General features: G+C 71.2%; 25 protein-coding genes. 14 read left to right on the top strand and 11 right to left on the bottom strand.

Features of this window, described 5'->3' with window-relative positions; genetic code table 11:
* Window positions 1-48: 48 nt before the first annotated feature.
* Both G6N16_RS00485 and G6N16_RS00480 read right to left on the bottom strand, forming a co-directional pair.
* Window positions 49-1,392, bottom strand: coding sequence for a serine hydrolase (locus G6N16_RS00485; RefSeq protein WP_407663673.1), 1,344 nt, complete (start codon window positions 1,390-1,392; stop codon window positions 49-51).
* A 52-nt stretch (window positions 1,393-1,444) separates the two neighbouring features.
* The gene (locus G6N16_RS00480) at window positions 1,445-1,759 is read right to left on the bottom strand and encodes an antibiotic biosynthesis monooxygenase family protein (protein WP_083033638.1); all 315 of its coding nucleotides are present in this window, start codon (window positions 1,757-1,759) and stop codon (window positions 1,445-1,447) included.
* Between the two features lie 44 nt (window positions 1,760-1,803).
* Between G6N16_RS00480 and G6N16_RS00475 the strand changes: the two genes are divergently transcribed.
* Entirely contained in the window at window positions 1,804-2,571 is a 768-nt protein-coding gene (locus G6N16_RS00475; RefSeq protein ID WP_083033636.1) for an alpha/beta fold hydrolase, read from the top strand.
* On the opposite strand, the gene G6N16_RS00470 is transcribed toward G6N16_RS00475, so the two are convergent.
* Entirely contained in the window at window positions 2,568-3,419 is an 852-nt protein-coding gene (locus G6N16_RS00470) for an iron-sulfur binding domain-containing protein (protein WP_283165918.1), read from the bottom strand. The two genes, G6N16_RS00475 and G6N16_RS00470, sit on opposite strands and share 4 nt — an antisense overlap.
* A 52-nt stretch (window positions 3,420-3,471) precedes the next feature.
* Here G6N16_RS00470 and G6N16_RS00465 point away from each other — a divergent pair, with 52 nt between their 5' ends.
* A complete protein-coding gene (locus tag G6N16_RS00465; protein WP_083033635.1) occupies window positions 3,472-4,092 on the top strand; it encodes a carbonic anhydrase in 621 nt (206 codons plus the stop codon).
* Window positions 4,093-4,227: 135 nt separating this feature from the next.
* On the opposite strand, the gene G6N16_RS00460 is transcribed toward G6N16_RS00465, so the two are convergent.
* Together G6N16_RS00460 and G6N16_RS00455 are read right to left on the bottom strand one after the other, a co-directional pair.
* Window positions 4,228-4,887 carry a response regulator gene (locus G6N16_RS00460; RefSeq protein ID WP_083033633.1) on the bottom strand — a complete coding sequence of 220 codons (660 nt, stop codon included), beginning with the start codon at window positions 4,885-4,887 and terminating at the stop codon, window positions 4,228-4,230.
* Window position 4,888: 1 nt separating this feature from the next.
* Complete coding sequence (locus tag G6N16_RS00455) at window positions 4,889-6,085, bottom strand: sensor histidine kinase (RefSeq protein WP_235674056.1); 1,197 nt, start codon at window positions 6,083-6,085, stop codon at window positions 4,889-4,891.
* Between the two features lie 166 nt (window positions 6,086-6,251).
* On the opposite strand from G6N16_RS00455, the gene G6N16_RS00450 reads away from it, so the two are divergent.
* From G6N16_RS00450 to G6N16_RS00440, 3 genes are read left to right on the top strand one after another with little or no spacing between them, the layout of a single operon-like run.
* Window positions 6,252-6,635 (top strand): hypothetical protein, encoded by a 384-nt coding sequence (locus tag G6N16_RS00450; RefSeq protein ID WP_083032175.1) that lies wholly within the window; start codon window positions 6,252-6,254, stop codon window positions 6,633-6,635.
* The gene (locus tag G6N16_RS00445) at window positions 6,610-9,435 is read left to right on the top strand and encodes an MMPL/RND family transporter (protein WP_163787710.1); all 2,826 of its coding nucleotides are present in this window, start codon (window positions 6,610-6,612) and stop codon (window positions 9,433-9,435) included. Before G6N16_RS00450 ends, G6N16_RS00445 begins: the two co-directional genes overlap by 26 nt.
* 26 nt (window positions 9,436-9,461) lie before the next feature.
* Complete coding sequence (locus G6N16_RS00440; RefSeq protein WP_179961166.1) at window positions 9,462-10,232, top strand: hypothetical protein; 771 nt, start codon at window positions 9,462-9,464, stop codon at window positions 10,230-10,232.
* A gap of 18 nt (window positions 10,233-10,250) precedes the next feature.
* Here the strand turns inward: G6N16_RS00440 and disA are convergent, their stop codons facing one another.
* From disA to G6N16_RS00425, 3 genes are read right to left on the bottom strand one after another with little or no spacing between them, the layout of a single operon-like run.
* Window positions 10,251-11,336, bottom strand: a complete 1,086-nt coding sequence (disA, locus tag G6N16_RS00435) for a DNA integrity scanning diadenylate cyclase DisA (RefSeq protein ID WP_083032178.1) — start codon at window positions 11,334-11,336, stop codon at window positions 10,251-10,253.
* Between the two features lie 6 nt (window positions 11,337-11,342).
* The gene (radA, locus tag G6N16_RS00430; RefSeq protein ID WP_083032180.1) at window positions 11,343-12,800 is read right to left on the bottom strand and encodes a DNA repair protein RadA; all 1,458 of its coding nucleotides are present in this window, start codon (window positions 12,798-12,800) and stop codon (window positions 11,343-11,345) included.
* 36 nt (window positions 12,801-12,836) lie between these two features.
* Window positions 12,837-13,451 carry a copper chaperone PCu(A)C domain-containing protein gene (locus tag G6N16_RS00425; protein WP_083032181.1) on the bottom strand — a complete coding sequence of 205 codons (615 nt, stop codon included), beginning with the start codon at window positions 13,449-13,451 and terminating at the stop codon, window positions 12,837-12,839.
* A 298-nt stretch (window positions 13,452-13,749) separates the two neighbouring features.
* Here G6N16_RS00425 and carD point away from each other — a divergent pair, with 298 nt between their 5' ends.
* The 5 genes from carD to rlmB are packed head-to-tail and all read left to right on the top strand — an operon-like array spanning window position 13,750 to window position 17,839.
* Window positions 13,750-14,238 carry an RNA polymerase-binding transcription factor CarD gene (carD, locus tag G6N16_RS00420; RefSeq protein WP_083032183.1) on the top strand — a complete coding sequence of 163 codons (489 nt, stop codon included), beginning with the start codon at window positions 13,750-13,752 and terminating at the stop codon, window positions 14,236-14,238.
* A gap of 11 nt (window positions 14,239-14,249) precedes the next feature.
* On the top strand, window positions 14,250-14,951 hold the full coding sequence (gene ispD, locus G6N16_RS00415) for a 2-C-methyl-D-erythritol 4-phosphate cytidylyltransferase (RefSeq protein WP_083032185.1): 702 nt from the start codon (window positions 14,250-14,252) through the stop codon (window positions 14,949-14,951).
* Window positions 14,948-15,427, top strand: a complete 480-nt coding sequence (gene ispF, locus G6N16_RS00410; protein WP_083032187.1) for a 2-C-methyl-D-erythritol 2,4-cyclodiphosphate synthase — start codon at window positions 14,948-14,950, stop codon at window positions 15,425-15,427. The genes ispD and ispF overlap by 4 nt, the downstream gene beginning before the upstream one ends.
* A gap of 28 nt (window positions 15,428-15,455) precedes the next feature.
* On the top strand, window positions 15,456-16,892 hold the full coding sequence (gene cysS, locus G6N16_RS00405; RefSeq protein ID WP_268948132.1) for a cysteine--tRNA ligase: 1,437 nt from the start codon (window positions 15,456-15,458) through the stop codon (window positions 16,890-16,892).
* A 5-nt stretch (window positions 16,893-16,897) separates the two neighbouring features.
* Window positions 16,898-17,839, top strand: coding sequence for a 23S rRNA (guanosine(2251)-2'-O)-methyltransferase RlmB (rlmB, locus tag G6N16_RS00400; RefSeq protein ID WP_083032188.1), 942 nt, complete (start codon window positions 16,898-16,900; stop codon window positions 17,837-17,839).
* On the opposite strand, the gene G6N16_RS00395 is transcribed toward rlmB, so the two are convergent.
* The 3 genes from G6N16_RS00395 to G6N16_RS00385 are packed head-to-tail and all read right to left on the bottom strand — an operon-like array spanning window position 17,836 to window position 20,755.
* Complete coding sequence (locus G6N16_RS00395; protein WP_083032190.1) at window positions 17,836-19,068, bottom strand: SLC13 family permease; 1,233 nt, start codon at window positions 19,066-19,068, stop codon at window positions 17,836-17,838. The genes rlmB and G6N16_RS00395 overlap by 4 nt on opposite strands.
* Complete coding sequence (locus G6N16_RS00390) at window positions 19,065-19,985, bottom strand: MBL fold metallo-hydrolase (RefSeq protein ID WP_083032191.1); 921 nt, start codon at window positions 19,983-19,985, stop codon at window positions 19,065-19,067. The genes G6N16_RS00395 and G6N16_RS00390 overlap by 4 nt, the downstream gene beginning before the upstream one ends.
* Entirely contained in the window at window positions 19,985-20,755 is a 771-nt protein-coding gene (locus tag G6N16_RS00385; protein ID WP_083032193.1) for a LamB/YcsF family protein, read from the bottom strand. Before G6N16_RS00385 ends, G6N16_RS00390 begins: the two co-directional genes overlap by 1 nt.
* 112 nt (window positions 20,756-20,867) lie before the next feature.
* Here G6N16_RS00385 and G6N16_RS00380 point away from each other — a divergent pair, with 112 nt between their 5' ends.
* The 4 genes from G6N16_RS00380 to G6N16_RS00365 are packed head-to-tail and all read left to right on the top strand — an operon-like array spanning window position 20,868 to window position 24,545.
* Complete coding sequence (locus G6N16_RS00380) at window positions 20,868-21,797, top strand: metal ABC transporter solute-binding protein, Zn/Mn family (RefSeq protein ID WP_234805936.1); 930 nt, start codon at window positions 20,868-20,870, stop codon at window positions 21,795-21,797.
* The gene (locus G6N16_RS00375; protein ID WP_083032196.1) at window positions 21,784-22,563 is read left to right on the top strand and encodes a metal ABC transporter ATP-binding protein; all 780 of its coding nucleotides are present in this window, start codon (window positions 21,784-21,786) and stop codon (window positions 22,561-22,563) included. Before G6N16_RS00380 ends, G6N16_RS00375 begins: the two co-directional genes overlap by 14 nt.
* Window positions 22,563-23,447: a metal ABC transporter permease gene (locus G6N16_RS00370; RefSeq protein ID WP_083032197.1), complete on the top strand. Its 885-nt coding sequence runs from the start codon at window positions 22,563-22,565 to the stop codon at window positions 23,445-23,447. Before G6N16_RS00375 ends, G6N16_RS00370 begins: the two co-directional genes overlap by 1 nt.
* 9 nt (window positions 23,448-23,456) lie before the next feature.
* Entirely contained in the window at window positions 23,457-24,545 is a 1,089-nt protein-coding gene (locus tag G6N16_RS00365; protein ID WP_083032199.1) for a LacI family DNA-binding transcriptional regulator, read from the top strand.
* Window positions 24,546-24,781: the final 236 nt, after the last annotated feature.

Here is a 24,781-nt window from a genome sequence, read left to right as displayed (position 1 = left end):
AAGGCCGCCACCGGTCACCATTCCGTACCGGCGAGGCCGCGTCCGGGCTCAGCGCTGGGGGATGAGCGCGAACATGCCTTTCACCACACCCATCAGCCAGGCCGCGGTCCGCGCGCCGTGGAAGGTGTCCCAGCTGGTCTGCAGGCTGACCACCCACGGTGTCCCGGCGCGATCCACCGCGTACCAGCTGTAGGTCAAGTCCCCCGGCAGGTTCCCGGCCTTGGCGCCGATGTAGGGCCACTGGGTACGGTCCAGGTCGATGCCGGGAATCGTCGACATGATGTCGCGCACCGGCGTGGCCGGCCCGACGGCGATCCGCTGCAACGCGGTCTGGATCCGGCAGATGTCCTCGGCGCTGCCGTACCACTGCACCCCGTAGGGGGAGGCGGGGGTGTGGGCGCGCATCGGGTCGTCGACGTAGCGGCGCGCGTCCGCCTCGCGCAGCATCCGGTTGCGCGTCGCCTTGTCCCCGTCGCGCCACTGCTCGCGCAGGTCGGGCTTGCCCCAGCCAATGGAGAACAGCTCGTGCATGGTCGGGAACGGGGTCATCGACGCCGGGTCGTGGTGACCCGCGTCGGCCAGCGCGCGCTCCACGGCGTGCCGGCCGACCTTCTCGATCAGCAGGTCGGTGGCCATATTGTCGCTGTTGGCGATCATTTTCTCCGCGGCCAGGCGCACCGGGATCCGATCGCCGGGCTTGAGGTGGTCGAATGCCGAGGATCCGTTGGCCTTCGCGTCGACGGTGACGGTGACCTCGTCGTCCCAGGCCAACCGGCCGGCGACGACCTCCTCGGCCACCGCGTAGAGCACGTAGGTCTTGAAGATCGAGGACAGCGGCAGCGACAGATCGGTGTGCGCCCCGGCGAGCTGCTCGCAGTTGCCGTCGACGATCTTCGACACTCGCCAGGAATAGCGGGCGCCGGAACGGTCCAGCACGCTGTTCACGTCGGCCCAGGAGTGGATCGGCGGCGCCGGAGTGGACACCGAGAACCGGTCCACGAAGCTGGAGTCGTCGTTGACGCGCAGGCTGATCAACTGCTGCCCGCCGTAGCTGGTATTCAGGGTCAGCTCGGCGCTGCTGGCCCCGTACTCGATGTCGGCGACGGTGTACGGGCGCTCCCACCACAGCAGGTCCATCGCTCCGGCGACGAAGTCAACCTGGTCGGGACCGGCCAGGGTCTTGACGGAGTCGGTGCCGATCGGCCAGTCGGAGTTGAGCATGTCGACCACCTGCTGGGCCCGCACCCCCTGGGGCGTACCGATGCTGATGTGCACGGAGTTGCGGGCCTGCGCCGACGGCGTGGAACCCGACGTGCAGCCGTCCAGGGTGCTGACCGCCAGCACGGCACAGGTCAGCGCCGCGCCGAACCGGCGGCTACTGTCGCGGGCGATCCCGGTTTCGCTTCGGCTCCGCCTGCGCTCGCCGAACCGCCCGGTGAGACGCTTACTTGCCCGAGCCTGCAACGTCGAGCACAACCTCGAATTCGAGCAGGGACGCCCCGGTGGCCACCGGCTGCGGCTTGTGCTCGCCCTGGTGGGCGGCACGGGCCGGGCCGTCGGCCCAGGCGCGGAACGCCTCGTCGGACTCCCACTGGGTCACCACGAAGTAACGGTCGTCACCGGCGACCGGGCGCAGCAGCTGGAACCCCAGGAAACCGGGCTGGCCGTCCACGGAGTGCGCGCGGTTGGCGAATCGCTTCTCCAGCTCCGGCCCGGCACCTTCGGGCACCTCGATTGCATTGATCTTCACAACAGCCATGCCCGCCAGGTTACCCGGGCGCGCGTTCTAGGCTGGCGGCCAGCATGTCGAAAGAACCCACGCACCTCGGCGGCTACGGCCGCCCGCTGCTGCTCGTGCACGGACTGATGGGCCGCGGCACGACGTGGACACGCCAGCTGGACTGGCTCACCGAGTTCGGCGCGGTGTACGGCTATGACGCCCCGTGGCACCGCGGACGTGACGCCGCCCGGCCGGCGCGCATCAGCACCGAGGTGTTCGTCGACGAGCTCGGCGCCGCCGCCCGGTCGTTGGGCAGCCCAGTGGTGCTTATCGGGCATTCCATGGGGTCGCTGCATTCCTGGTGCCTGGCCGCCGAAGACCCGGACCTGGTCGCGGGCATCCTCGTGGAGGACATGGCGCCCGATTTCGTCGGCCGCACCACCGGCCCGTGGGAACCGTGGGTGCACGCCCTGCCCGTCGAATTCGAGAGCGAGGCCGCCGTCGTCGCCGAATTCGGCCCGGTGGCCGGCCGCTACTTCCTGGAGGCCTTCGACCGCACCGATACCGGCTGGCGGCTGCACGACTATCCGCAGAACTGGCTGGACATTGCCGCCGAGTGGGGCACCCGCGACTACTGGGGCCAGTGGTCGGCGGTGCGGGCACCGGCTCTGCTGTTGGAGGCCGGCAACTCGGTGGCCCCGCCCGGGCAGATGGCGAAGATGGCCGAGATCGCCGAGGGCCAGGGCCGTCGAGTCCGCTACCTGCGGGTTCCCGATGCCGGGCACCTCATCCACGACGACGCCCCGCAGATCTACCGCCGCGAAGTCAGCGACTTCCTGCGCGCTCTCTAACCCTCGCCGGCCAGCGCGAACAGACCCTGGGAGGTCTGCTCCACCAGCCCGTCGACCAGCAGCGAATCCAGCGCCCGGTCCCGCTGGGCGGTGTCGGAGGTCCAGGCCAGATCCAGCTGCGCGCGGGTGACCGGGCCATCGGATTCGCGCAGCACGTCCAGCAGCCGCCCGCGGACCTGCCGGTCGGTGCCCGCGTATCGCTGCACCCGCCGCGCCGGGGCCTTAGACGCCGGGTATCCGGCCTCGCGCCAGGCGCACGACGACAACGGGCACACCCCGCACTTGGGGTTGCGGGCCGTGCACACCAGCGCACCCAGCTCCATCAGCGCCGCCGAGAACCGGGGCGCGACGTCGTCGTCGGGCAGCAGCGCGGCCACCGCCGCCTCGTCGCGCACGGGGGCGGGGGAGCCCGGCCCGGCGACGCCGTCGATCGCCCGGGCCACCACCCGTCGCACATTGGTGTCGACGACGGGAACCGGCCGGCGGTAGGCGAAACAGGCCACCGCCCGCGCGGTGTAGCTGCCGATGCCCGGCAGCGCCAGCAGCGTCGCGACGTCGTCGGGCACCACGTCGTCGTGCTCGGCGGCGATCACCACCGCGCACTCGTGCAGCCATTTGGCCCGCCGCGGATAGCCCAGCTTGCCCCAGGCGCGCAGTACATCGGCCGAACCCGCGGCCGCCGTCGCCGACGGGGTCGGCCAGCGCGCCACCCACTCCAGCCAGATCGGCAGCACCCGGGACACCGGCGTCTGCTGCAGCATGAACTCGCTGACCAGGATCTGCCAGGCGCTCACCCCGGCGTCGCGCCAGGGCAGGTCGCGGCCGTGCACGTCGAACCAGGACAGCAGTTCGCCTGCGTCGAGCTCGCGCTGGGCCGAGCCGCAGGGCACTATGTCAGGTATGCCCAATTCGAATCCGATCTCCGCGTGGAAGGCACTCAGGGAGGGTAACGAGCGCTTCGTCGCCGGCCGGCCCGAACACCCCAGTCAGAGCATCGACCATCGCGCCAGCCTGGCCGCCAACCAGAAGCCGACCGCGGTGGTGTTCGGTTGCGGCGACTCCCGGGTGGCCGCCGAAATCATCTTCGACCAGGGCCTGGGCGACATGTTCGTGGTGCGCACCGCCGGGCATGTGCTCGATTCGGCGGTGCTGGGCTCCATCGAATACGCCGTCACCATCCTCAACGTTCCGCTGATCGTGGTGCTCGGCCACGACAGCTGCGGCGCAGTGCGGGCCGCCCTCGACGTGGTGGACGGCGGCGAGATCCCGCCCGGCTACATCCGCGACGTCGTCGAGCGGGTCACCTCCTCGGTTCTGCTCGGCCGTCGCGACGGGCTGAAGACCGTGGACGAGTTCGAGGCACGCCACGTGCTGGAGACCAGCACCCAGCTGCTCGCCCGATCCGCCGCGATCAAGGAGGGCGTGGAGAACGGCAGCCTGGCCGTCGTCGGCGTCACCTACCACCTGGCCGACGGCCGGGCCTCGCTGCGCGGTCACATCGGCGACATCGGCGAGGTCTAAGGCTCCGGTTCGATGGGGCGGTCCCGGCTTCCCCTCGGCTCCGCGGCCACTCGCTGCGCTCGCGTCCACTCCGCCGAGCCTCGCCGAATCGCCCCGGATGATGGGGCGGTCCCGGCTTCCCCTCGCCGAATCGCCCTAGCCCGGCGCGACGATCCCGTTCTCGTAGGCGTAAACGATCGCCGCGGCGCGATCCCGCAGCCCGAGCTTCACGAAGATCCGCCCGATGTGACTCTTCACCGTCACCTCGGTGATGAACAGCTCGCCGGCGATCTCCGAGTTCGATAGGCCCCGCGCGACCTGGATCAGCACGTCGAGTTCCCGCGAGGTCAGCTCGGCGACGGCGGCGATCGGCGCCGGGGAACTCGGCGCGCTGCGGTAGGTGTCCAGCACCCGGCCGGTCACCGCCGGATCCAGGTAGGCATCACCGCGGGCGACGGCATGCACGGCGCGGATCAACTCCTCGGCGGAGGAGTCCTTGAGCACGAACCCCGCCGCACCGGCCCGCAACGCCTCCGACAGCAGCTCGTCCTCGTTGAAAGTGGTCAGAGCCAGCACGGGCGGCCCGCCGCCGGCCACCACCCGCCGGGTCGCCTCGATGCCGCCGACCCGTTTCATCCGCAGGTCCATCACCACGACGTCGGGGGCGTGCGCGGCGACCGCCGCCGGCACCTCGTCACCGTCGGCGCATTCGTCGACGACGACGAAACCATCCTTGCGACGCAGGATCCGGCGTAACCCGGACCGCACCAGATCCTGGTCGTCGACCAGCAGCACCCGCACCTCGGTGGTCTCCACCTCAGGCCCCGCAGCCCAACGCCCGGGTGTCCTCCAGCGGAATCGACACCCGGACCTCCCAGTGCTGGTCGACCGGACCGATCTCCACCCGGCCGCCGAGCAGCTCCACCCGTTGGCGCATACCGACCAGCCCCCGGCCGCCGGCCGGGAAGCAGGCGCCGGCGGGCACGCCCAGCTCGTTGGTCACCGTCATCTCGACGCTGCGGCGGCGCACCTCCAGGCGCAGCGTCGATGCGGAATCCGGCGCGTGCTTGGCGATGTTGGCCAGCGACTCCTGGGCGATGCGATACAGCGCCAGGCCCACCGCCGCGGACACCCGGTGCAGCGGGCCGCTGGTGGCCACCGTGACGTCGAGCCCGGCGTTGCGGAACTCGGCCGCCAGGGCGCCGATATCGGCGACGCCGGGTTCGGGGGCCGCGCGCATCGGCGCGGCATCGAGCAGCCCGACGGTCCGGCGGATGTCTCCCATGGCCTGGCGGCCCAGTTCCTCGGCCTGCTGCAGCGCTTCGACGGCCTCCTCGACGTCACCGTCCTCCTGCAGCCCGCGGCGCGCCCCGGTCAGGTGCAGCAGGGTGATGGACAACGAATGTGCGATGACGTCGTGCACCTCGCGGGCGATGCGTCGACGCTCGTCGCCGGCGGCGTGCTCGGCCAGCTGTTGCTGGGCGTCGCGTTGGCGAATGATCAGCTGCTGCTGGATGTGCATCAGGTAGCCGACCAGCCAGCCCATGCCCAGCACCGGCAGATACAGCGCGATGTTGTCCAGCCGATGGGTGGCCGCCGCGCCGATCAACAGCGCCGCCGAACTGGTCAGGGCCAGCAGGCTCAGTGGCGGTGAGGTCAGCGCCCCGACCGCGCCGGCCATGGTGACCAGGGCGAACGGCACGTAGTCCGACGGTACCGGGGTCGAGGTGGCGAACAGGAACACCGCTGTCGCCGAAGTCGCCGACGACCAGGCCAACGGGGCGTGATGCTTGAACCCGAACGTCAGGAACACTCCGAGCGGTGCCAACGCGAACGCACACGCCAGCAGCGACCAGGGCAGATCGGTGACTGACCGCTGCAGGGTGGATACGATCATGATCCCGGCCATGCAGCCGTCGACGGCCACCACGAATTCCCAGGAGAAACCCGGCGGGATCAGGTCGTCCCGCCCGCGAAAACGGGCCCACGCGGACTCTGTGGCGGTGCGCAACACCCGGTAATGCTAGTTCCGCTGTGGCACCGACGGCATCCTCCCGAGGTCGGCATCTCGGGTCATACCTGGGTAGGAGATCACCGCCGGGCCCAGACACCGGTAGGACGCGCAAAACCCGACGCCGGCACGACGCGCGACGGGTGTCGCGATTCCTAGCGTTGGGCCCATGAGTTGGGAACTGTTTCACGAACGCAACGCCTTCACGGCGGAACTGATCGAACGCGCCACGGTCGATGCCGAAGCGGCATTGGACTTCACCCCGGCCCAACGGGCCTCCGTCGAGCGGCTTTTCGGCAACGAGGAGCAGTTGCTGCTCGCTCTGCGGCAGAAATGGATGACGAACCTTTCGGCCAGCCTGGACCAGGCGATCTTCGAGGACCGGCCGTTGGCGCCGGTGCCCGGCGAACTGGCCAGGTCTCGGCCGGGCCTGCGCGCCCTGCTCGACATCGGCGAACGCCGGTTCGTGCGGCTGCGTGCCCTGCAGCGCGGAGAGCCCATGATGATCGCCAGTCACGGGGCTCCCGATGTTGCGCAGCGCACCGTCGCCTGAGAAACGGTGGCGGGTCGCCGCACCACTGGTACTGATGTGCTGGTTGATCGCGGCGGGGCTGGGCAACCTGGCGGTACCGCAGCTCGAGCATGTCGTTGCGACGCACTCGCGGGCGTTCCTGCCCGCCGATGCGCCGAGCAGTGTCGCCGCCGCCCGATCCGCGCAACAGATGGGTGGCGGCGGCACCGGTGATAACCTGAATTACGTTGTGCTGGAACGTGGCAACGGCATCGTAACGGCCGACCGCGAGTACTACGGGAGGCTGATCGACGCGCTGCGGGCCGACCGCACCCACGTCCAGGCGGTCACCGATCTGTGGAGCGACCCGCTGACCGCGGCCGCCGCGGTCAGCGACGACGGCGCCGCCGCCTATGTCATGGTTCGGCTGGCCGGCAATCTTGGTACCGCCCAGGCCGGTTCGGCCGTCGAGGCGCTGCGCGGCACCGTCGACGGGCTGTCCCCGCCGCCCGGGCTGCAGGTGTACGTCACCGGTCCGGGAGCCACCATCGCCGACGAGTTCACCGCGATCGACCGGCAGATGCTGGCCATCACCGGCGCCACCGTCGCGTTGATCATGGTGCTGCTGCTGATCGTCTACCGCTCGGTGCTGACCGCTGCCATCCCGCTGGTCGCCGTCGGCATCGCACTCGGAGTGGCCCGCCCGATCGTCGCGGCACTGGGTGCCGCCGACGTGGTGGAGGTGTCCATCTTCTCGGTGGCCATGCTGGCCGCCATGATGCTCGGCGCCGGGACCGACTACGGAATATTCCTGATCGGCCGCTACCACGAGGGCCGCCGAGCCGGATTGGCGCCGGCCCCGGCGCTGGCAGAGGCTTACCGCCGGGTCGCGCCGGTGATCGCCGGGTCGGCGCTGACCGTCGCGGTGGCGCTCGCCGCGCTCGACCTGGCCCATATCGGAATGCTGCGCAGCGCCGGAATACCGTGCGCCATAGGAATTCTCATCGCCATGGCCGCATCTCTGACGCTCACCCCGGCGCTGCTGGCGATCGGGGCGCGGTTCGGCGCGGCCGAACCGCGCGGGCAGGGCGGCCTCGCCCGTCGGTGGCGGCGCATCGGTACCACGGTGGTCCGCTGGCCGGCGCCGGTGCTGGTCGCCGCGACCGTGCTCGTCGCGCTGCTGGCGCTGCCGCTGACCGGCCTCCGGATGGGCTGGGACGAGCCGGCCGCCACCCCGTCCGACGTGGAATCCGGCCGCGGCTACGCCGCCATGGACCGGCACTTCCCGGCCAACCGGTTGCTGCCGGCCGTCGTCACCGTCGCCGCCGACCACAGCCTGCGCTCCCCGGCCGGTCTGATCGCCATCGAGCGAATAGCCCGTTCTCTCATGGAGATTCCCGACGCCACCCTGGTCCAGGCCGCCAGCCGGCCCACCGGCACGGTCCCCGAGGAGGCGACGCTGGCCTCGCAGGCCGGCCGGATCGGCACCGAGCTGGACGCCGCGGTCACCGACTTGACCGGCCGGCGCCACGGCGCCGGAGACCTGGACGCCACCCTGGCCGGCATGACCGGGGTACTCGGCCGGTTGCGCACCGCACTGGCCCAGGGCGCCGGAGGGATGAACGAGATCGGCTCGGCGGCAACCGATATGCAGACCTCGATGACCGGGCTGCGGGACAACGCCGTCACCGTCTCGGGCGCGCTGGACCCGTTGCGGGCCTTCGTCGCCGGCAACGCCGACTGCGCCGCCAACCCGCTGTGCGCGGCCGCCGAGAAGGTGGTGCGGCCCGTCGACCAACTCGTCGCCGACACCGACACCCTGGCCGGAGCCACCGCCAAACTCAACGGCGGCTCACGAACGGCCGGCGCTGCGCTCGCCCAGACGCCGGCCTCGCTCGGCGAGATGAACGACGCCCTGGGCCGGGCCCGCACCGCCACCGGCGACCTAGCGCAACTCGCCGACCGCCTCGTCCCGCAGCTGCGCGAGGTCACCGGCTACCTGACCGAACTGTCCCAAGAGTTCGCCGGCAGCGGCGCCGGCGGTTTCTACCTGCCCCAGCGCGCGCTGTCAGACCCGCGGTTCACCGCCGCGCTGAACGCCCTGATGTCGCCCGACGGGACGGCCACGACGCTGCTGGTCTACGGCGACGGACCGGAGTGGAGCGCCACCGGAGCAGACCGGGCCCGCGCCATCGACGCCGCGGTGCGCCAGGCCACCAAGGAGGGCACGCTGCGCGGCGCGCAGGTGGACATCGCCGGCGTCGGCCCCGCCACCCGGGACCTGCAGTCGCTGTATGCCGCGGACCTGCGGCTACTGGTCGGCGTCACCCTGCTGTTGATCTTCGGCGTGGTCGCAGGGATGCTGCGAAGTCCGGTGGCCGCGCTGGTGGTCGTCGGCACCGTCGCGGTGTCCTACGCCGCCGCGCTGGGCATGGCGGTGTTGATCTGGCAGGACCTGGCCGGCCACGACCTGCACTGGTCGGTGCCCGCCGTCTCGCTGATCGCGCTGATCGCCGTCGGCGCGGACTACAACCTGCTGCTGGCGATGCGGATGCGCGAGGAACGCCACGCCGGAATGGCCACCGGCACCATCAGGGCGTTCGCCGGCACCGGGTCGGTGGTGACCACCGCCGGGCTGGTGTTCGGGCTGACCATGGCGGCGCTGGTCGGCAGCAGCGTGCTGAGCATCGCGCAGATCGGGTCGACGATCGCCGTCGGCCTGCTGGTGGACACCCTGCTGATCCGCACCTTCGTCATGCCCGCCGCCGCGATGCTGCTCGGCCGGTGGTTCTGGTGGCCGCATGTGGGTTTGCCGACACGCCGAGATCGGTCGATGTTGTAGCGCTGACCGGCCATTACCGTGGGTATGTGATGGATACCGGAACCCGTGGACCGCTTCCGCCGGAGATCTACCGGCGGCGCCGGGCGCTGGCGTTGGGCGTCGGGGCACTGGTCCTGGTGGTCATCGTGGTGATCGCCGTCGTCGTCGCCCGCAGCGGTTCGTCGAACGACGGGAACACCAACGCGGCGACCGACACCACGGCCGAGGCCACCGCACCGGAGGTCAAGAGCCCGGTGGTGCCACCGGCGGTGAACAGTCCGGCACCCACCCCCACCCAGACCAAGGCGGTGGAACCGCCGCCGGTGCTCAAGGCCGGCGACGACTGCCCGGACAGCACCCTGGCCGTCAAGGGCATCACCAACCAGCCGCGCTACAACGTCGGTGACCAGCCGAAGTTCACCATGGTCGTCACCAACATCGGGGTCGTCGGCTGCAAGCGGGACGTCGGCGCCTCGGTGCTGGCCGCCTACGTCTACAGCCTGGACAACAAGCGGCTGTGGTCCAACCTGGACTGCGCCCCGTCCAACGAGACCCTGGTCAAGACCATCGAACCGGGCGCCCAGGTGACCACCGAGGTGACCTGGACCGGGATGGGTTCGGAACCCCAGTGCCCGATGCCGCGCCAGCCGATCGGCGCCGGCACCTACAACCTGGTGATCCAGCTGGGCAATCTGAAATCCGCGCCGGTGCCATTCGTGCTGAACGAAGCCGGGGCCGGGGAACCGCCCGCGGAACCGGCGCCCGCCGAGCCTGCGCCGGCCGAGACCCACGCACCCGGCCCAGCCCCCGGCAACTAGCCAGGAGCCACGCGGAAGTTAGCCGCTGATCTGGTCGGCGATGATCGATTCGGCCAGCTGCGACAGCCCCTCGCGGACGTGCCGCGCCCACATCGCACCGATGCCGTCGACCGACTGCAGGTCGGTCGCGGTGGCGGCGAGCAGTCCCTGCAGTGAGCCGAAGTTGCGAACCAGCAGGTCCACGTGGGCGAACTGCAGCCGCGGGATGCCCGCCATCGCCCGGTAGCCGCGGGCGCTGACCGCGGAGTCCTGCGCCTCGACGGTCGGCGGATAGCCGAACACCCGGGCCAGCGTGGTGAAGTCCAGCAGCTCGGCGTCCGACAGCGCGTCGAGCGCCTCCAGCGTGGCCGCCACGTCGGCCTGCTGCGGGGGATCGGGGTTGGCGTGGTAGTCCCGGACGATCAGCTCGCGGTCGGTGTCGTTACCGCCCAGCAGCTCCTCCAGCTGCAACCGCAGCTGACGGCCGTCGGTGCCGAGCTCGACGGCGTCGTTGTCGATCTCGGCGCCGATGCGCCGGACCAGTTCCAGGCGCTGCACCACCGTCATCACCTCGCGCAGCGTGACGAAATCCTCGATCTCGGCGGCCGAGAGCGCCCGGCTGACCTCGTCGAGACGGGTCTTGTAGCGCTCCAGGGTGGCGATGGCCTGGTTGGCCCGGCTCAGGATGGTGCCGGAGTCGGCCAGCACATGGCGTTCCCCGGCCACGTACACCGTCACGATGTTCATCGAGTGGCTCACCGAGATCACCGGATAACCGGTCTGCACGGCGGTCCGCTCGGCCGAGCGGTGCCGGGTCCCGGACTCGTCGGTGGGGATCGACGGATCGGGCACCAGCTGCACGTTGGCCCGCACGATGTGGTCCCCGTCGCCGGAGAGCACCACCGCGCCGTCCATCTTGGCCAGCTCGCGCAGCCGGGTCGGGGCGAACCGGACGTCCAGCGCAAAGCCGCCGTCGCAGATGGCCTCCACCCGATCGTCAAAGCCGAGCACGATCAGCGCACCGGTACGGCCGCGCAGGATCCGCTCCAGGCCGTCGCGCAGCCCGGTGCCGGGTGCCAGGCGCGCCAGCGTCTGGCGCACCTCGGGCTTCTTACTCGATGTCACGGGACGTCATTCTCCCCCACCGCCGTCGCCGGTGGACCGCCGATCGGGCTCCGGGCGGCGCACCACCGACAGATTGGGCCGCGACGGCGCGGCGATCTCCACGATCAGCCGCAGCGCGTCGCCGATATTGGCGGCCTCCAGCAACCGCAGACCGTCCGGCGCGCCGCCCGTCGAACCGGTAGAGGCGGGCACGATGGCCGTCCGGAAACCCAGCCGCGCCGCCTCGGCCAGCCGCCGGTCCATGCCGGTGACCCGACGCAGGTCCCCGGCCAGGCCGACCTCGCCGATGGCCACCGTCGTCGTCGGCAGGCACAGCCCGGCGTAGGCGCCGGCCATGGCCAGCGCGATGGCCAGATCCGAGGACGGGTCGGCCAGCCGCATGCCGCCGACGGTGGACAGATAGACGTCGTGGCGGGACAGCTGGAGCCGGCCGCAGGCTTGCAGCACCGCCGCGATCATCGCGGCCCGGGCGCCGTCGATGCCGCTGACCGCGCGCCGCGGCGAGCCGACGTCGTCGGTGCCGATCAGTGCCTGCACCTCGCCGATCATCGGCCGCTTCCCGTCCAGCGTCACGGTCACCGCGGTGCCCGGCACCGGATGCGGGCGTTGGTCCAGGAACAGTCCCGACGGGTCGGCGACCTCCTCGATTCCGTTGTCGTGCAACAGGAAACAGCCGACCTCATCGGACGCACCGAACCGGTTCTTCACCCCGCGCACCATGCGCAGCGCGGAGTTGCGGTCGCCCTCGAAATGCAGCACGACGTCGACCAGATGCTCCAAGGAACGGGGCCCGGCGATCGCGCCGTCCTTGGTGACGTGCCCGACGACGATCAGCGCGACGGGCGCCGCGGCGGACTTCGCATACCCGGTCAGCGCGGTGATCACCGCCCGCACCTGGGTCACCCCGCCGGTGACGCCGTCGGTGTCCGTCGAGGACAGCGTCTGCACCGAGTCGACGACCACCAGGCTGGGTTTGACCGTCTCGATGTGCGCCAGCACGGTGTCCAGGTCCGACTCGGCGGCCAGGTACACCTCGTCGTGGGTACAGCCGGTGCGCTCGGCGCGCATCCGGATCTGCCCGGCCGACTCCTCCCCGGAGACGTACAGCGCCCGGTGCCCGGCCACCGCCCAGCGGTGCACCACTTCCAGCAGCAGGGTGGATTTCCCGACGCCGGGATCCCCGGCCAGCAACGTCACCGATCCGGGCACGATGCCGCCGCCGAGTACCCGGTCCAGCTCGGCGATGCCGGTGCCGGCGTGCCGGGTGCGTTCCGGGTCGATGGCGGAGATGGGCTGGGCGGCCGACGACGGGGCGACCGTGCGCCGGGCCCGCCCGCCCAGGGCGCTGAGCGTGGCTACCTCGTCGACGGTGCCCCAGGTGCCGCATTCCGGGCAGCGACCGACCCACTTCGCGGTGACATGGTCACACTCGGAACAGCGGTACTGCGATCGCGCCTTGGCCACCGGCTGACGGTAGCGCTCGGGTCCGACAGACTCCGATCAGTGGTGCTCGGAGTGCCCGGATCCCTCGCCGGCCGAGATCGGCACGTTGATCGGCGCCGCACCGGCGTCCTTGAAGGTAAAGACCATCGGGTAGGTCACCCCGTTGTGGATGTCCTGGTTGGGGGTGAAGACCGCCGTGGCCTGGGTGACCGAGGAGCCGGGCACCTTGGCGAGTTCCTCGGCGCCCTTGGCGTCACCGACGACCAGGCTCTGGCCGGGCTTGATGGTCATCGGGGATGCGGCGGAGGTGAGTGCCACGGCGCCGAAATCCGAGGTGATCGACACCAGCTCGTCCTTGAGCGGCTGAGGGTAATGGTCGGCCGGGTCGGTGGCCTTGCGCACCGGGGATTCGTTGACCGCGGTGAAGATCAGCGGAACGGGGGTACCCGCGGCGATCGAGCCGGACTCCGGGGTCACCATGTGCAGGTACACGTTGCGCACCGCGATGCGCGGGTTGGTGCCGACGGTGGTGCTGTTGCCGTCGATCGCCGGGACCTGGGTGGCGACCTGGGAGACCTGACCGGCGCCGCAGCCCGAGAGGACGGTCACGGTGGCCAGTGCGGCGACTGCAGCGCCGACGGCGGTTGCCCGACGGGTACCAATACGGATCACGGAAAGCCTCCTGCTCATGGACAGTAGGACAAAGCGTAGTAGGTGCGTCCGCCCCGCGGTAGATAGGGGGTTTCCGGCCGGTTTTTCGCCGCTTCCGCGGTGTTTTGTGACCTGGCCCATGCACCCGCCGGAGCGCCTCCGGAAGCCCTCGGCGGTGCCGTCCGGACATCCGGCCATGCACGGATCTTCGGCGCTGTCAACCCCCACGGTTTCGTCATCGAGCCCCTGACCTGCACCGTTGGTCCGCGGCGGATTTGAGCCCGTGGTATCTTAGAGGGGAGAAAGGGGCTCGAAACTGATGATTTTTAAGGTCGGAGACACCGTTGTCTATCCACACCACGGTGCCGCATTGATCGAAGCGATCGAAACTCGGACCATCAAGGGTGAGCCGAAAGAGTATCTCGTTCTCAAGGTGGCGCAGGGTGACCTGACCGTTCGAGTCCCCGCGGATAACGCCGAGTACGTCGGTGTCCGGGACGTCGTCGGGCAAGAGGGACTGGACAAGGTGTTCCAGGTGCTGCGCGCGCCGCACACCGAGGAGCCCACCAACTGGTCGCGTCGCTACAAGGCCAATCTGGAGAAGCTGGCCTCCGGCGATGTGAACAAGGTTGCCGAGGTCGTCCGTGACCTGTGGCGCCGGGACCAGGAGCGCGGACTGTCCGCCGGCGAGAAGCGGATGCTGGCCAAAGCCCGGCAGATCCTGGTCGGCGAGCTTGCGCTGGCCGAGAACACCGACGACGCCAAGGCCGAGATCATTCTCGACGAGGTGCTGGCCGCCGCGTCCTGAGCGAGCACGCCGTGGCCCGCACGATTGCCATTGTCGTAGCCGCGGGATCCGGCACCCGGCTGGGTGCCGGAGTTCCCAAGGCGTTTGCCCTGCTGGAGGGGCGTTCGCTGGTTGAGCGTGCGCTCGACGGGCTGGCTGCCTCCGGTGTCGTGGACGGTGCCGTCGTCGCCGTCCCGGCCGGGCGCACCGACGAATTCACCCTGGTGCTCTCCGGCACGAGTCTTCCGGTAACCGTCGTCGCGGGCGGTGCCGAGCGCAGCGACTCGGTGCGCAACGCCCTGACCGCCGTCGGCGACGCCGATTACGTCCTGGTGCACGACGCCGCCCGGCCGCTCACCCCGCCCGAGGTCGTGACGCGGGTGGTGACGGCGCTGCGCGACGGACACCCGGCCGTCATCCCCGCGCTCCCGCTCACCGACACCGTCAAGGCCGTCGACGCCAACGGTGCGGTGCTGGGCACCCCCGAACGGTCCGGGCTGCGCGCCGTGCAGACCCCGCAGGGCTTCCGCACCGACGTGCTGCGCCGGGCCAACGAGCACACCGCCGGCCACGTGTTCACCGACGACGCCGCCGCCGTCGAACACATCGGCACCCCGGTGCAGACCGTCCCCGGCGATCCGCTGGCCTTCAAGATCACCACGCCGCTGGATCTGCTGACCGCCCGCGCGGTGCTGGCCGAGGAACGAGCTCATCCCGAAAGCACCGGCCGGTGAATCCGCTGCCGCGGGTCGGGCTGGGCACCGACGTGCACCCGATCGAGCCCGGCCGGCCGTGCTGGCTGCTGGGCCTGCACTTTCCCGACGACGACGGCTGCTCCGGGCACTCCGACGGGGACGTCGCCGCGCACGCCATCTGCGACGCCCTGCTGTCGGCGGCCGGCCTCGGCGACATCGGCGGGGTGTTCGGCGTCGGCGACCCGCGGTGGGCCGGGGTGACCGGCGCGGCCATGCTCACCCACGTCCGGGAGCTGCTGGACGACGCCGGGTTCCGCATCGGCAACGCCGCGGTCCAGGTGATCGGCAACCGGCCCAGGGTCGGGCCGGTCCGCGAGCAGGCGCAGCTGCTGCTGTCGGAGCTGCTGGGCGCCCCGGTGTCGGTGTCGGCCACCACCACCGACGGACTGGGCCTCACCGGCCGCGGCGAGGGCCTGGCCGCCGTCGCTACCGCCCTGGTGGTCGAGACGTCGTAGCCCGAACCACCCGGTAAGCTCGCACGTCGTGACCGAAAGCAGTGGCCGAGGCGAGGGCCTGCGCCTACACGACACCATGACCGGTGCCGTGCGCGCCTTCGTCCCGGTGACCCCCGGGCACGTCTCCATCTACCTGTGCGGGGCCACTGTGCAGGGCCTGCCGCACATCGGGCACGTGCGCTCCGGGGTGGCGTTCGACGTGCTGCGGCGCTGGCTCTTGGCCAAGGGCTACGACGTCGCCTTCATCCGCAACGTCACCGACATCGACGACAAGATCCTGCACAAGGCCGCGGATGCGGGCCGGCCGTGGTGGGAGTGGGCGGCCACCCACGAGCGGGCGTTCGCCGCGGCCTACGACGCGCTCGGCGTGCTGCCGCCGTCGGCCGAACCGCGGGCTACCGGACACATCACCCAGATCGTCGAGCTCATCGAGCGGCTCATCGACACCGGGCACGCCTACACCGGCGGCGGTGACGTCTATTTCAACGTGCAGTCCCTGCCCGAGTACGGCGCGCTGAGCGGTCACCGCATAGACGACGTGCACCAGGGTGAGGGCGTGGCCACCGGCAAGCGCGACCAGCGCGATTTCACCCTGTGGAAGGGCGCCAAACCCGGCGAGCCGTCCTGGCCGACGCCGTGGGGCCGCGGCCGGCCGGGCTGGCACTCCGAATGCGTGGCCATGGCCCACGAGTACCTCGGCTCCACCTTCGACATCCATTGCGGCGGAATGGATCTGGTGTTCCCGCACCACGAGAACGAGATCGCCCAGGCCCGCGCCGCCGGCGACGGGTTCGCCCGGTTCTGGCTGCACAACGGCTGGGTCACCATGGGCGGAGAGAAGATGAGCAAATCGCTGGGCAACGTGCTGTCCATTCCCGCTGTGCTGCAACGGGTCCGGCCCGCCGAACTGCGCTACTACCTGGGCAGCGCGCACTACCGGTCCATGCTGGAGTTCACCGAGGTCGCCCTGGCCGACGCCGCCCGCGCCTACACCGGGCTGGAGGAGTTCCTGCACCGGGTGCGCACCCGGGTCGGCGCGGTGCCGATCGGTACCTGGACCGACGCGTTCGCCGCGGCGCTCGACGACGACCTGGCGGTGCCGGCGGCGATCGCCGAGATACACGCCGCCCGCGCCGACGGAAACCGGGCGCTGGACGCCGGGGACCGGGAGACGGCGATGGAGAAGGCCTCCCAGATCCGGGCGATGATGGCGATCCTGGGCTGTGATCCGCTCGACGAGCGTTGGGAGCTGCGCGACGAGACCGTCGCCGCACTCGGCGCTCTCGACGTCCTGGTCCGCTGGGCGCTGGAGGGCCGCACCGCCGCCCGCGCCGAACGGGACTGGGCCGCCGCCGACGCGATCCGGGACCGGCTGGGTGCCGCCGGCATCGAGGTCACCGACACCGCCGACGGGCCGCAGTGGGAACTGCACCATCCGGCGGCCCCGAGCCCGGTGGAGGCGTAACTGCAATGGCCGGAAACTCCCAGCGCCGCGGCGCGGTCCGCAAACCCGGTAGCAAGAAGGGCGCCGTCGTCGGCTCCGGCGGCGTGCGCCGCCGCGGCCTGGAAGGCAAGGGCGCCACGCCGCCGGCGCACGAGCGGCCGCATCACCCGGCCGCCAAACGCGCCAACAAGGCGGCCCGCTCCGCCCAGGGCCGGCACCGCAAGACCGACGACACCGAAACCGTGCTGGGCCGCAACCCGGTGGTGGAATGCCTGCGGGCGCACGTGCCGGCCACCGCGCTGTACGTGGCGATCGGGATCGACACCGACGAGCGGGTCACCGAGTCGGTGGCCCGCGCCGCCGACGCCGGCATCCCGATCCTGGAGGTCGCCCGCGTCGACCTGGACCGGATGAGCACCAACGGCCTGCACCAGGGCATCGCCCTGCAGGTGCCGCCGTACGCCTACGCCCACCCCGACGACCTGCTGGCCGACGCCCGCGCGGATGTGCGGCCGCCGCTGCTGGTGGCGTTGGACAACATCTCCGACCCCCGCAACCTCGGCGCGATCGTCCGCTCGACCGCAGCGTTCGGCGGCCAGGGCGTGCTGATCCCGCAGCGCCGCTCGGCGTCGGTCACCGCCGTCGCCTGGCGCACCAGCGCGGGTGCGGCCGCCCGGCTGCCGGTGGCTCGGGCCACCAACCTCAACCGCACGCTGCGCTCCTGGGCCGACGCCGGGTTGCAGATCGTCGGCCTGGACGCCGGCGGCGACACCCTGCTCGACGAACTCGACGCCACCGGCCCGACGGTCGTGGTCGTCGGCTCCGAGGGCAAGGGCCTGTCCCGGCTGGTCCGGGAGAACTGCGACGCCATCGTCAGCATCCCGATGGCCGGGGACACCGAGTCGCTCAACGCTTCGGTGGCCGCCGGGGTGGTGCTCGCCGAGATCGCGCGGCAGCGCCGCGGCTAGGCCGCCAGCCGCAATCCGGCCCACAGCGCCAGCACCGCGACCGCCAGCGTGACCGGCACGGTGACCAGGCCGACAAGGCTGAACTCGGCGGCGCTGGTGGGCACCCGTGCCGAACGCAGCACCCGGCGCCACAGCAGGTTGGCCAGGGACCCGACGTAGCTGAGGTTGGGGCCGATGTTGACCCCGATCAGCGCCGCGAGCACCGGGCCGGCCCCGGCGCCGGCCAGCAGCGGCAACAACACCAGCACCGCGGGCAGGTTGTTCACCAGGTTCGCCAGCACTGCGGCGATCCCGGCGATCGCCAACAGCGCGACCAGGCCGTCCCCGCCGGGCAGCAGCCGCGCCATCAGATCGCCCAGCCCGCCGGCCAGCACCCCCTGCACGATCACCCCCAGAGCCAGCACGAACGCGCAGAACGGCAGATGGGCGGCGCGGGCCAGTTCCCGCAGGGTGCTGCGCCGACGGGCCAGCGCGTGCCCACCGAGCACCGCCACCCCGGCCAGCGCCGCCCACAGCGGTTCCACCCCCAGCATCGAGGTGACCGCGAAGCCGGCCAGCGTCAGCGCCAGCACGATCACCACCGGCCGCGGCAACGGCGGCGGATCCGGGTGCCCGGGACGGGGCACCGGGCGCAGGTCCCGGCGAAACAGGAAGCGCAGCAACAGGTATTCGCAGCCGATCGCCAGCAGCCACGGCCCGGCCATCACCGCGGTGAAACCGGCGAACGTCAGCCCCGCCGTACCGAAGGCCAGCAGGTTGGTCAGATTGGACACCGGCAGCAGCAACGACGCGGTGTTGGACAGGTGCGCGGTCGCATAGGCCTGCGGGCGGGCGGCGGTACCGGCGGCGACCGCGGTGGCCAGGACCACCGGCGTCAGCAGAACCGCCGTCGCATCCAGCGACAGCACCGCGGTGGTGACCGCGGCCAGCGCGAACACCCGGCGCAGCAGCGCCGTCGGGCTGCCGTCGGCGGCGCGGGCCAGCATCGCCCCGAACGTGTCGAACAACCCCTCGTCGGCACACAGCCGGGCCAGCACCAGCACCGCGGACAGGAACACCAGCACCGGGAACAGCCGCGTCATCTCCGCCATCGCCGCCTTCGGCGACACGGTGCCGGTGGCCACCACCAGCGCGGCGACCGGGACGGCGACCAGCGCCTCGGACCAGCCCTCGGGGGCGGCGATCGCGAACGCCAGCACCACCGCGAGCAGCAGCACCGGCAGCATCACACCCAGGGGTCCTCCCGCCGCCACACGGTCGGCAGTCGCAGGGCCACGCCGTCCTCCCGGGCGAGCGCACCGAGCACCCGCAGCGTCACATCCAAATCGTCTGCGACATAGGGCAATGCCCGCAGCGTACGGTCCAGCGGGCGGAAGAAGTCGTCCCAGTGGATGCCGACGACGGTGCGCGCACCGACCGCCCGAACCGTCTCGGTCCAGTAGGCGGTGAGGTAGTCGGGGCTCTGCAGGCCGAGTTGCCCGAGCCCGAGATAGGCCACCTCGGCGCGGTGGCCGGCCAGCGACCCCGGCCGGTGCCCGGCGCTGCCCTGGATCAGCGCCCGCCGGCCGCTGGGCAGGTGGTGCACCAGCGTCGACCAGGCGTCCCCGCACCGGTAGGCGCTCGTGCGCACCGGTGGCCGCACCGGGGCGGTGATCACCCCGGGGAATCGGTCCGGCGGGCAGTGCTCGGAACCGATCAGGGTGACCTCGAAGTTGCCGAACCGCAGCGGCGCGCCAGGCTCGGCGACCACGATCCGGTCCTCGGCCAGGCCGTGGCCGCGGCCGATCCAGGCCGCCGATTCACCGCCGACGAGCTGCGCGCCGGTCCGCTCGGCCACCAGCGCGCTGTCCAGGGCGTGGTCGTAGTGGGTGTGCACCGGCAGCACCGCGGCCAGCCGGTCGACCCCCGCCCGGGCCAGGCAGCCGTCGACCCGCGGCGCCGACGGCGCGATCCGGCCCACCCCGACGTCGATCAGTCCCGGGCGGGAGAAGAACCCGTCGGTCATGATCGCCGACTCGCCGTCGTCGAGCAGCAGCGTGGACACCCCCAGCCAGGTCACCGACAGCGGCGCCGGGGCGGAAGCGGGTGCGACGGCGAACAGGTCGGCGTAGTCCGCGATGTCCGGACGGCCGTGCTTGAGTCGCATCAGCAGAACGGTTGCAGATCGACACCGGCCGCGCGCAGTTCCTCCCACACCGCGGCAAGGATGTGTGGAGCGCCGGGGGAGTCGCCGTGCACGCAGATCGACTCGGCGCGTACTTCGACGTCGGTGCCGTCCTCGGCGGTCACCAGGCCCTCGGTCACCATCCGCACGGCCCGCTCGGCGATCACCGCGGGGTCGTGCAGCACCGCGCCAGCCTCCCGGCGGGGCACCAGCGTGCCGTCGGGCCGGTAGGCGCGGTCGGCGAACACCTCGGCGACCGTGCGCAGGCCGATCATTTCGGCCTCCCGGAACAGCAGCGAATGCGGCAGCCCCAGCACCGTCAGAGTCGGGTCGACGGCGTGCACGGCGCTGGCCACGGCCCTCGCCTGGTGCGGATTGTCGATGACGGCGTGATACAGCGCCCCGTGCGGTTTGACGTAGCCCACCCGCAGGCCCGCGACGTGCGCCAGCGCCTGCAGCGAACCGATCTGATAGGCGACGTCGGCGAACAGGTCGTCGTAGTCCATGTCGATGTAGCGGCGCCCGAAACCGGCCAGGTCGCGGTAGGCGACCTGGGCGCCGACCCGCGCCCCGGCGATGGACGCCATCCGGCACACGGCCAGCAGGCCGGCGGGATCACCGGCGTGGAACCCGCACGCCACGTTGGCGCTGGTGACCATGCCGAGCAGGGCCTCGTCGTCGCCGATCCGCCAGATGCCGAAGCCCTCGCCGAGATCCGCGTTCAGGTCCACGGTGAACGTCGCGTCGCCCATAGCGACCAGGGTAGGCGCGCAGGCTGGCGGACCGGGCAGGACCTGCCGTCGGGGTTCCGGGTCGCGTGAGATGCGGCAGTAAATGAAAACGGTTATCGTTACCGCCGTGCAGATGAAGAACTTCCGTTTCGCCGTAATGGCGCTGGTCCTGCTGGTCGCGCCGTACGGACTCGCGGCTTGCTCCAGCGGCGACCGGCCGGCCGTCACGGCTGCCGGCGACTGTCCGACCGACCCGGTGCCCGTCGTCGTCAGCGTCGACCAGTGGGGCGACATCGTCGGCCAGCTGGGTGGATCGTGCGCCAAGGTCACCACACTGCTGGCCGGGTCCGGCGTCGACCCGCACGACTTCGAGCCGTCCCCGGCCGATGCGGCGAAGGTCAGCGGCGCGAAACTGGTTGTCGTCAACGGTGGGCACTACGACGAGTGGGCCAACAAACTCGCTGCGTCCTCGGCCCCGCAGGCGCCCGTCGTCAGTGCCGTCGACCTGCGCGGCGGTAACCAGATCGGCGAGGGCAACCCGCACGTCTGGTACGACCCGGCGACGGTGGTCAAGGTCGCCGACGCGGTGACCAAGAAACTCACCGAGCTCGCCCCGGAGGCCACCGACTACTTCGCCGCGCGCCGCTCGGAGTTCACCGAGGCGCTGAAGCCCTACCAGCAGGCCATCGCCACCATCGCCGACCACGCGAAGGGACGCACCTATGCGGCCACCGAGTCGGTGTTCGACGACATGGCCGCCGCCGTCGGCCTGATCGACCGGACCCCGGCCGGGTTCGCCGCCGCGGCCGCGCACGAATCGGACCCGTCACCGGCCGACCAGGCGGCCTTCCTCAAGCTGCTGTCCGATCACGGTGTCGACGTGTTGATCTACAACACCCAGACTGAAGGGTCGGTCCCGCAACAGATCCGGACGGCGGCCGAAAACGCGTCGGTGCCGGTTGTCGAGGTGACCGAAACCGTTGCACCGGGCTCGAAGTCATTCCAGGATTGGCAGCTCAATCAGCTGAAGGCGCTCGCCGGGGCACTGGGTGTCACCCTCTGACCCTGCCGGCCCCGCGCTGGAATTCGACGACGTCTCGGTGGTCCGGGGCGGCCGGCTGATCTGGTCGGAGGGCAGCTTCACCGTGCCGACCGGCGGCATCACCGCCGTCATCGGACCCAACGGTTCCGGCAAGACCACCCTGCTGCAGGTGGTGCTCGGACTGCTGCCCGCGGCGTCCGGAAAGGTGCGCGTACTGGGCCGCGCCCCGGGCCAGAGCGCGGCGGAAATCGGCTACGTGCCACAGCATTACGCCGAGGGAGTCGGCGACGCCATCCGGGCCTGCGATGCGGTGCTGCTCGGCCTGGTCGGGCACCGCTGGGGATTCGGCCGGGCCAGTGCCGACCAGCGCGCCCGGGTGGACGCCGTGCTGGCCGGCGTCGGCGCCGAGGAGTTTGCCGGCCGGAGGCTCTCCGAGCTCTCCGGTGGCCAGCGGCAGCGGGTCGCGATCGCCGAGGCGCTGGTGTCGCGGCCCCGCTTGCTGATCCTCGACGAACCGCTGACCGCCATCGACCTGCGCACCCAGCGTGAGATCGTCGCGTTGCTGGCTCGGGTGCGCGACGAGTTCGACGTCACCGTGCTGGTGGTGGCCCACGACCTCAACCCGCTGTTGGGCATCCTCGACAGTGCCATCTACCTGCTCGACTGCCACGCCCACTTCGACACCATGGACTCGGTGGTCGACGAGGAACTCCTCAGCCACCTCTACGGCACCTCGGTCCAGGTGGTGCACACGCCGCAGGGCGACCTGTACATGCGAGGCATCTGATGTATCTGGCGCTGGGCTACCAGCAGAACTGGGTCGAGATCCTCGGCTCCCCGTTCATGCGCAACGCGGTGCTCGGCGGCACCCTGGTGGCGCTGGCCGCCGGCCTGATCGGCTACTTCATCGTGGTGCGCTCCAGCGCATTCGCCGCACACGCCCTGGCCCACATCGGATTCCCCGGCGCCACCGGTGCGGTCCTGCTGGGACTTCCGGTCAGCGCCGGGCTGGCGGTGTTCTGCGTCGGCGGCGCGCTGGTCATCGGTGCCCTGGGCAAACGTGCCGACGAACGCGAGGTGGCCACCGGCACCGTGCTGGCCGCGGCCACCGGACTGGGGCTGTTCTTCAACTCGCTGGCCACCAAGAGCTCCAGCACCATGACCAATGTGCTGTTCGGTAACCTGCTGGCGGTCAGCCACGACCAGCTGATCGGCTTTGCCATCGGCGTTGCGCTGCTGGCCGTCGTCGTCGGTTTCGTCTACCGGCCGCTGCTGTTCGCCTCGGTCGATGCCGCCGTGGCGGAGGCCAAAGGCGTGCCGGTGCGATGGCTGTCGGTGGTGTTCATGGCGCTGTTAGGGGTCGCGGTCACCATGGCCGTGCAGGCCGTAGGGACCCTGTTGCTGTTCGCGCTGGTGGTCACTCCCGCAGCGACGGCGATCATGCTGACCCCGCGGCCGGCGGCGGCGATGGCGCTGTCGACGGCACTGTCGGTGGTCGCGGTCTGGGCCGGCCTGGCGTGCTCGGCGATGTTCAACCTGCCGCCCAGCTTCCCGATTGTGACCATCGTCAGCATTATCTGGCTGGTGGTGTGGATAGCCGCGCAACGGCGTTCGCAGCCGGAGCGAAACCGGGACCGGCAACGACTACGGAGCTCGGGGCATCCGGGCTAACCTCGCTGTATGCCTCGGAGCCCGCACCCGCCTCGGCGGGCCACGCTGGCCTCGTTGGCGGCCGAGCTCAACGTTTCCCGCACCACGATCTCCAATGCGTACAACCGGCCCGACCAGCTCTCCGCCGATCTGCGCGAGCGGGTGCTGGCAGCGGCCAAGCGGCTGGGGTATCCCGGCCCGGACCCCGTCGCTCGCTCGCTGCGCACCCGCCGCGCCGAGGCCGTGGGCCTGGTCATCCCGGAACCGCTGACCTATGCGTTCTCCGACCCAGCGGCCCTGGAGTTCGTGGCGGGGCTGGCGGAAAGCTGCGAGGAGGCCGGGCAGGGTCTGCTGCTGGTGGCAGCCGGTCCCGGGCGTGAGGTTCCCGACGGGTCGGTGCTCGCCGCCGGAGTGGACGGTTTCGTGGTGTACGCCGCGGCCGACGACGATCCCTACCTGGGCGCCGTGCGGGAACGTGGCCTGCCGACGGTCATCGTGGACCAGCCACGCGACGTTCCGGGCACCTCCTGGGTGGGCATCGACGACCGGGCGGCCATGCGCGAACTCGCCGAGCAGGTGATCGGCTACGGGCACCGGGAGATGGCCCTGATTACCATGCGACTGGGACCGCGCACCGGCGAGACGGTGCAGATCGTCGACGAACGGCGGCTGGCGGCAACCCGATTCACCGCCCAGTCCGACCGGATCGCCGGGGTGCGCGACGCCATGGCGGCTGCCGGCCTGGACCCGGAGACCCTGACCGTCGTGGAAACCCTTGAGCATCAACCGGAGTCGGGCGGACGGGCCGCGGAGCTGGCGCTGGACTCCAACCCGAGGGTGACCGCGTTGCTGTGCACCGCGGACGTGCTGGCTTTCTCGGCGATGGACCGGCTGCGGGGCCGCGGCATCTATGCGCCGGGCCAGCTGAGCATCACCGGATTCGACGGGGTACCCGAGGCGTTGCGCCGCGGCCTGACCACCGTCGTGCAGCCCACCGTGGACAAGGGCCGCCGGGCCGGCCGGCTGCTGCTGAACCCGCCGCGCAACGGGCTGCCAGTCGCCGAGGTGCTCGACACCGAGGTGTTCCGCGGCCGCACCCTGGGACCTCCGGCGGGTTAGCCGAGGACGACTGGGACGGGACCACGCGAACGGATCCCACCGTCCGCAGATGGCAAACCACGGGCTGACCCGTGCGCAGGTCTGCGTGTTCGGGAGTGCGGTGAGCGTGGTTTCGGGCGTCGACAGTGCGTTCAGCCGTAGATTCCGGATCGGGAGTGCATTGAGCTCGCTGGAAACCTCTGATTCGGGCCAAAACGCCGCGCCCAGTGCACTCCCGATGCGGAAACCATCGCCCA

Origin of the sequence: Mycolicibacterium insubricum (genome assembly GCF_010731615.1) — a bacterium.
In the GTDB taxonomy this organism is placed as follows: Bacteria; Actinomycetota; Actinomycetes; order Mycobacteriales; family Mycobacteriaceae; genus Mycobacterium; species Mycobacterium insubricum.
Note: the sequence above shows the minus strand (reverse complement) of the source record. Positions and strands in the feature narration are given on the sequence as shown.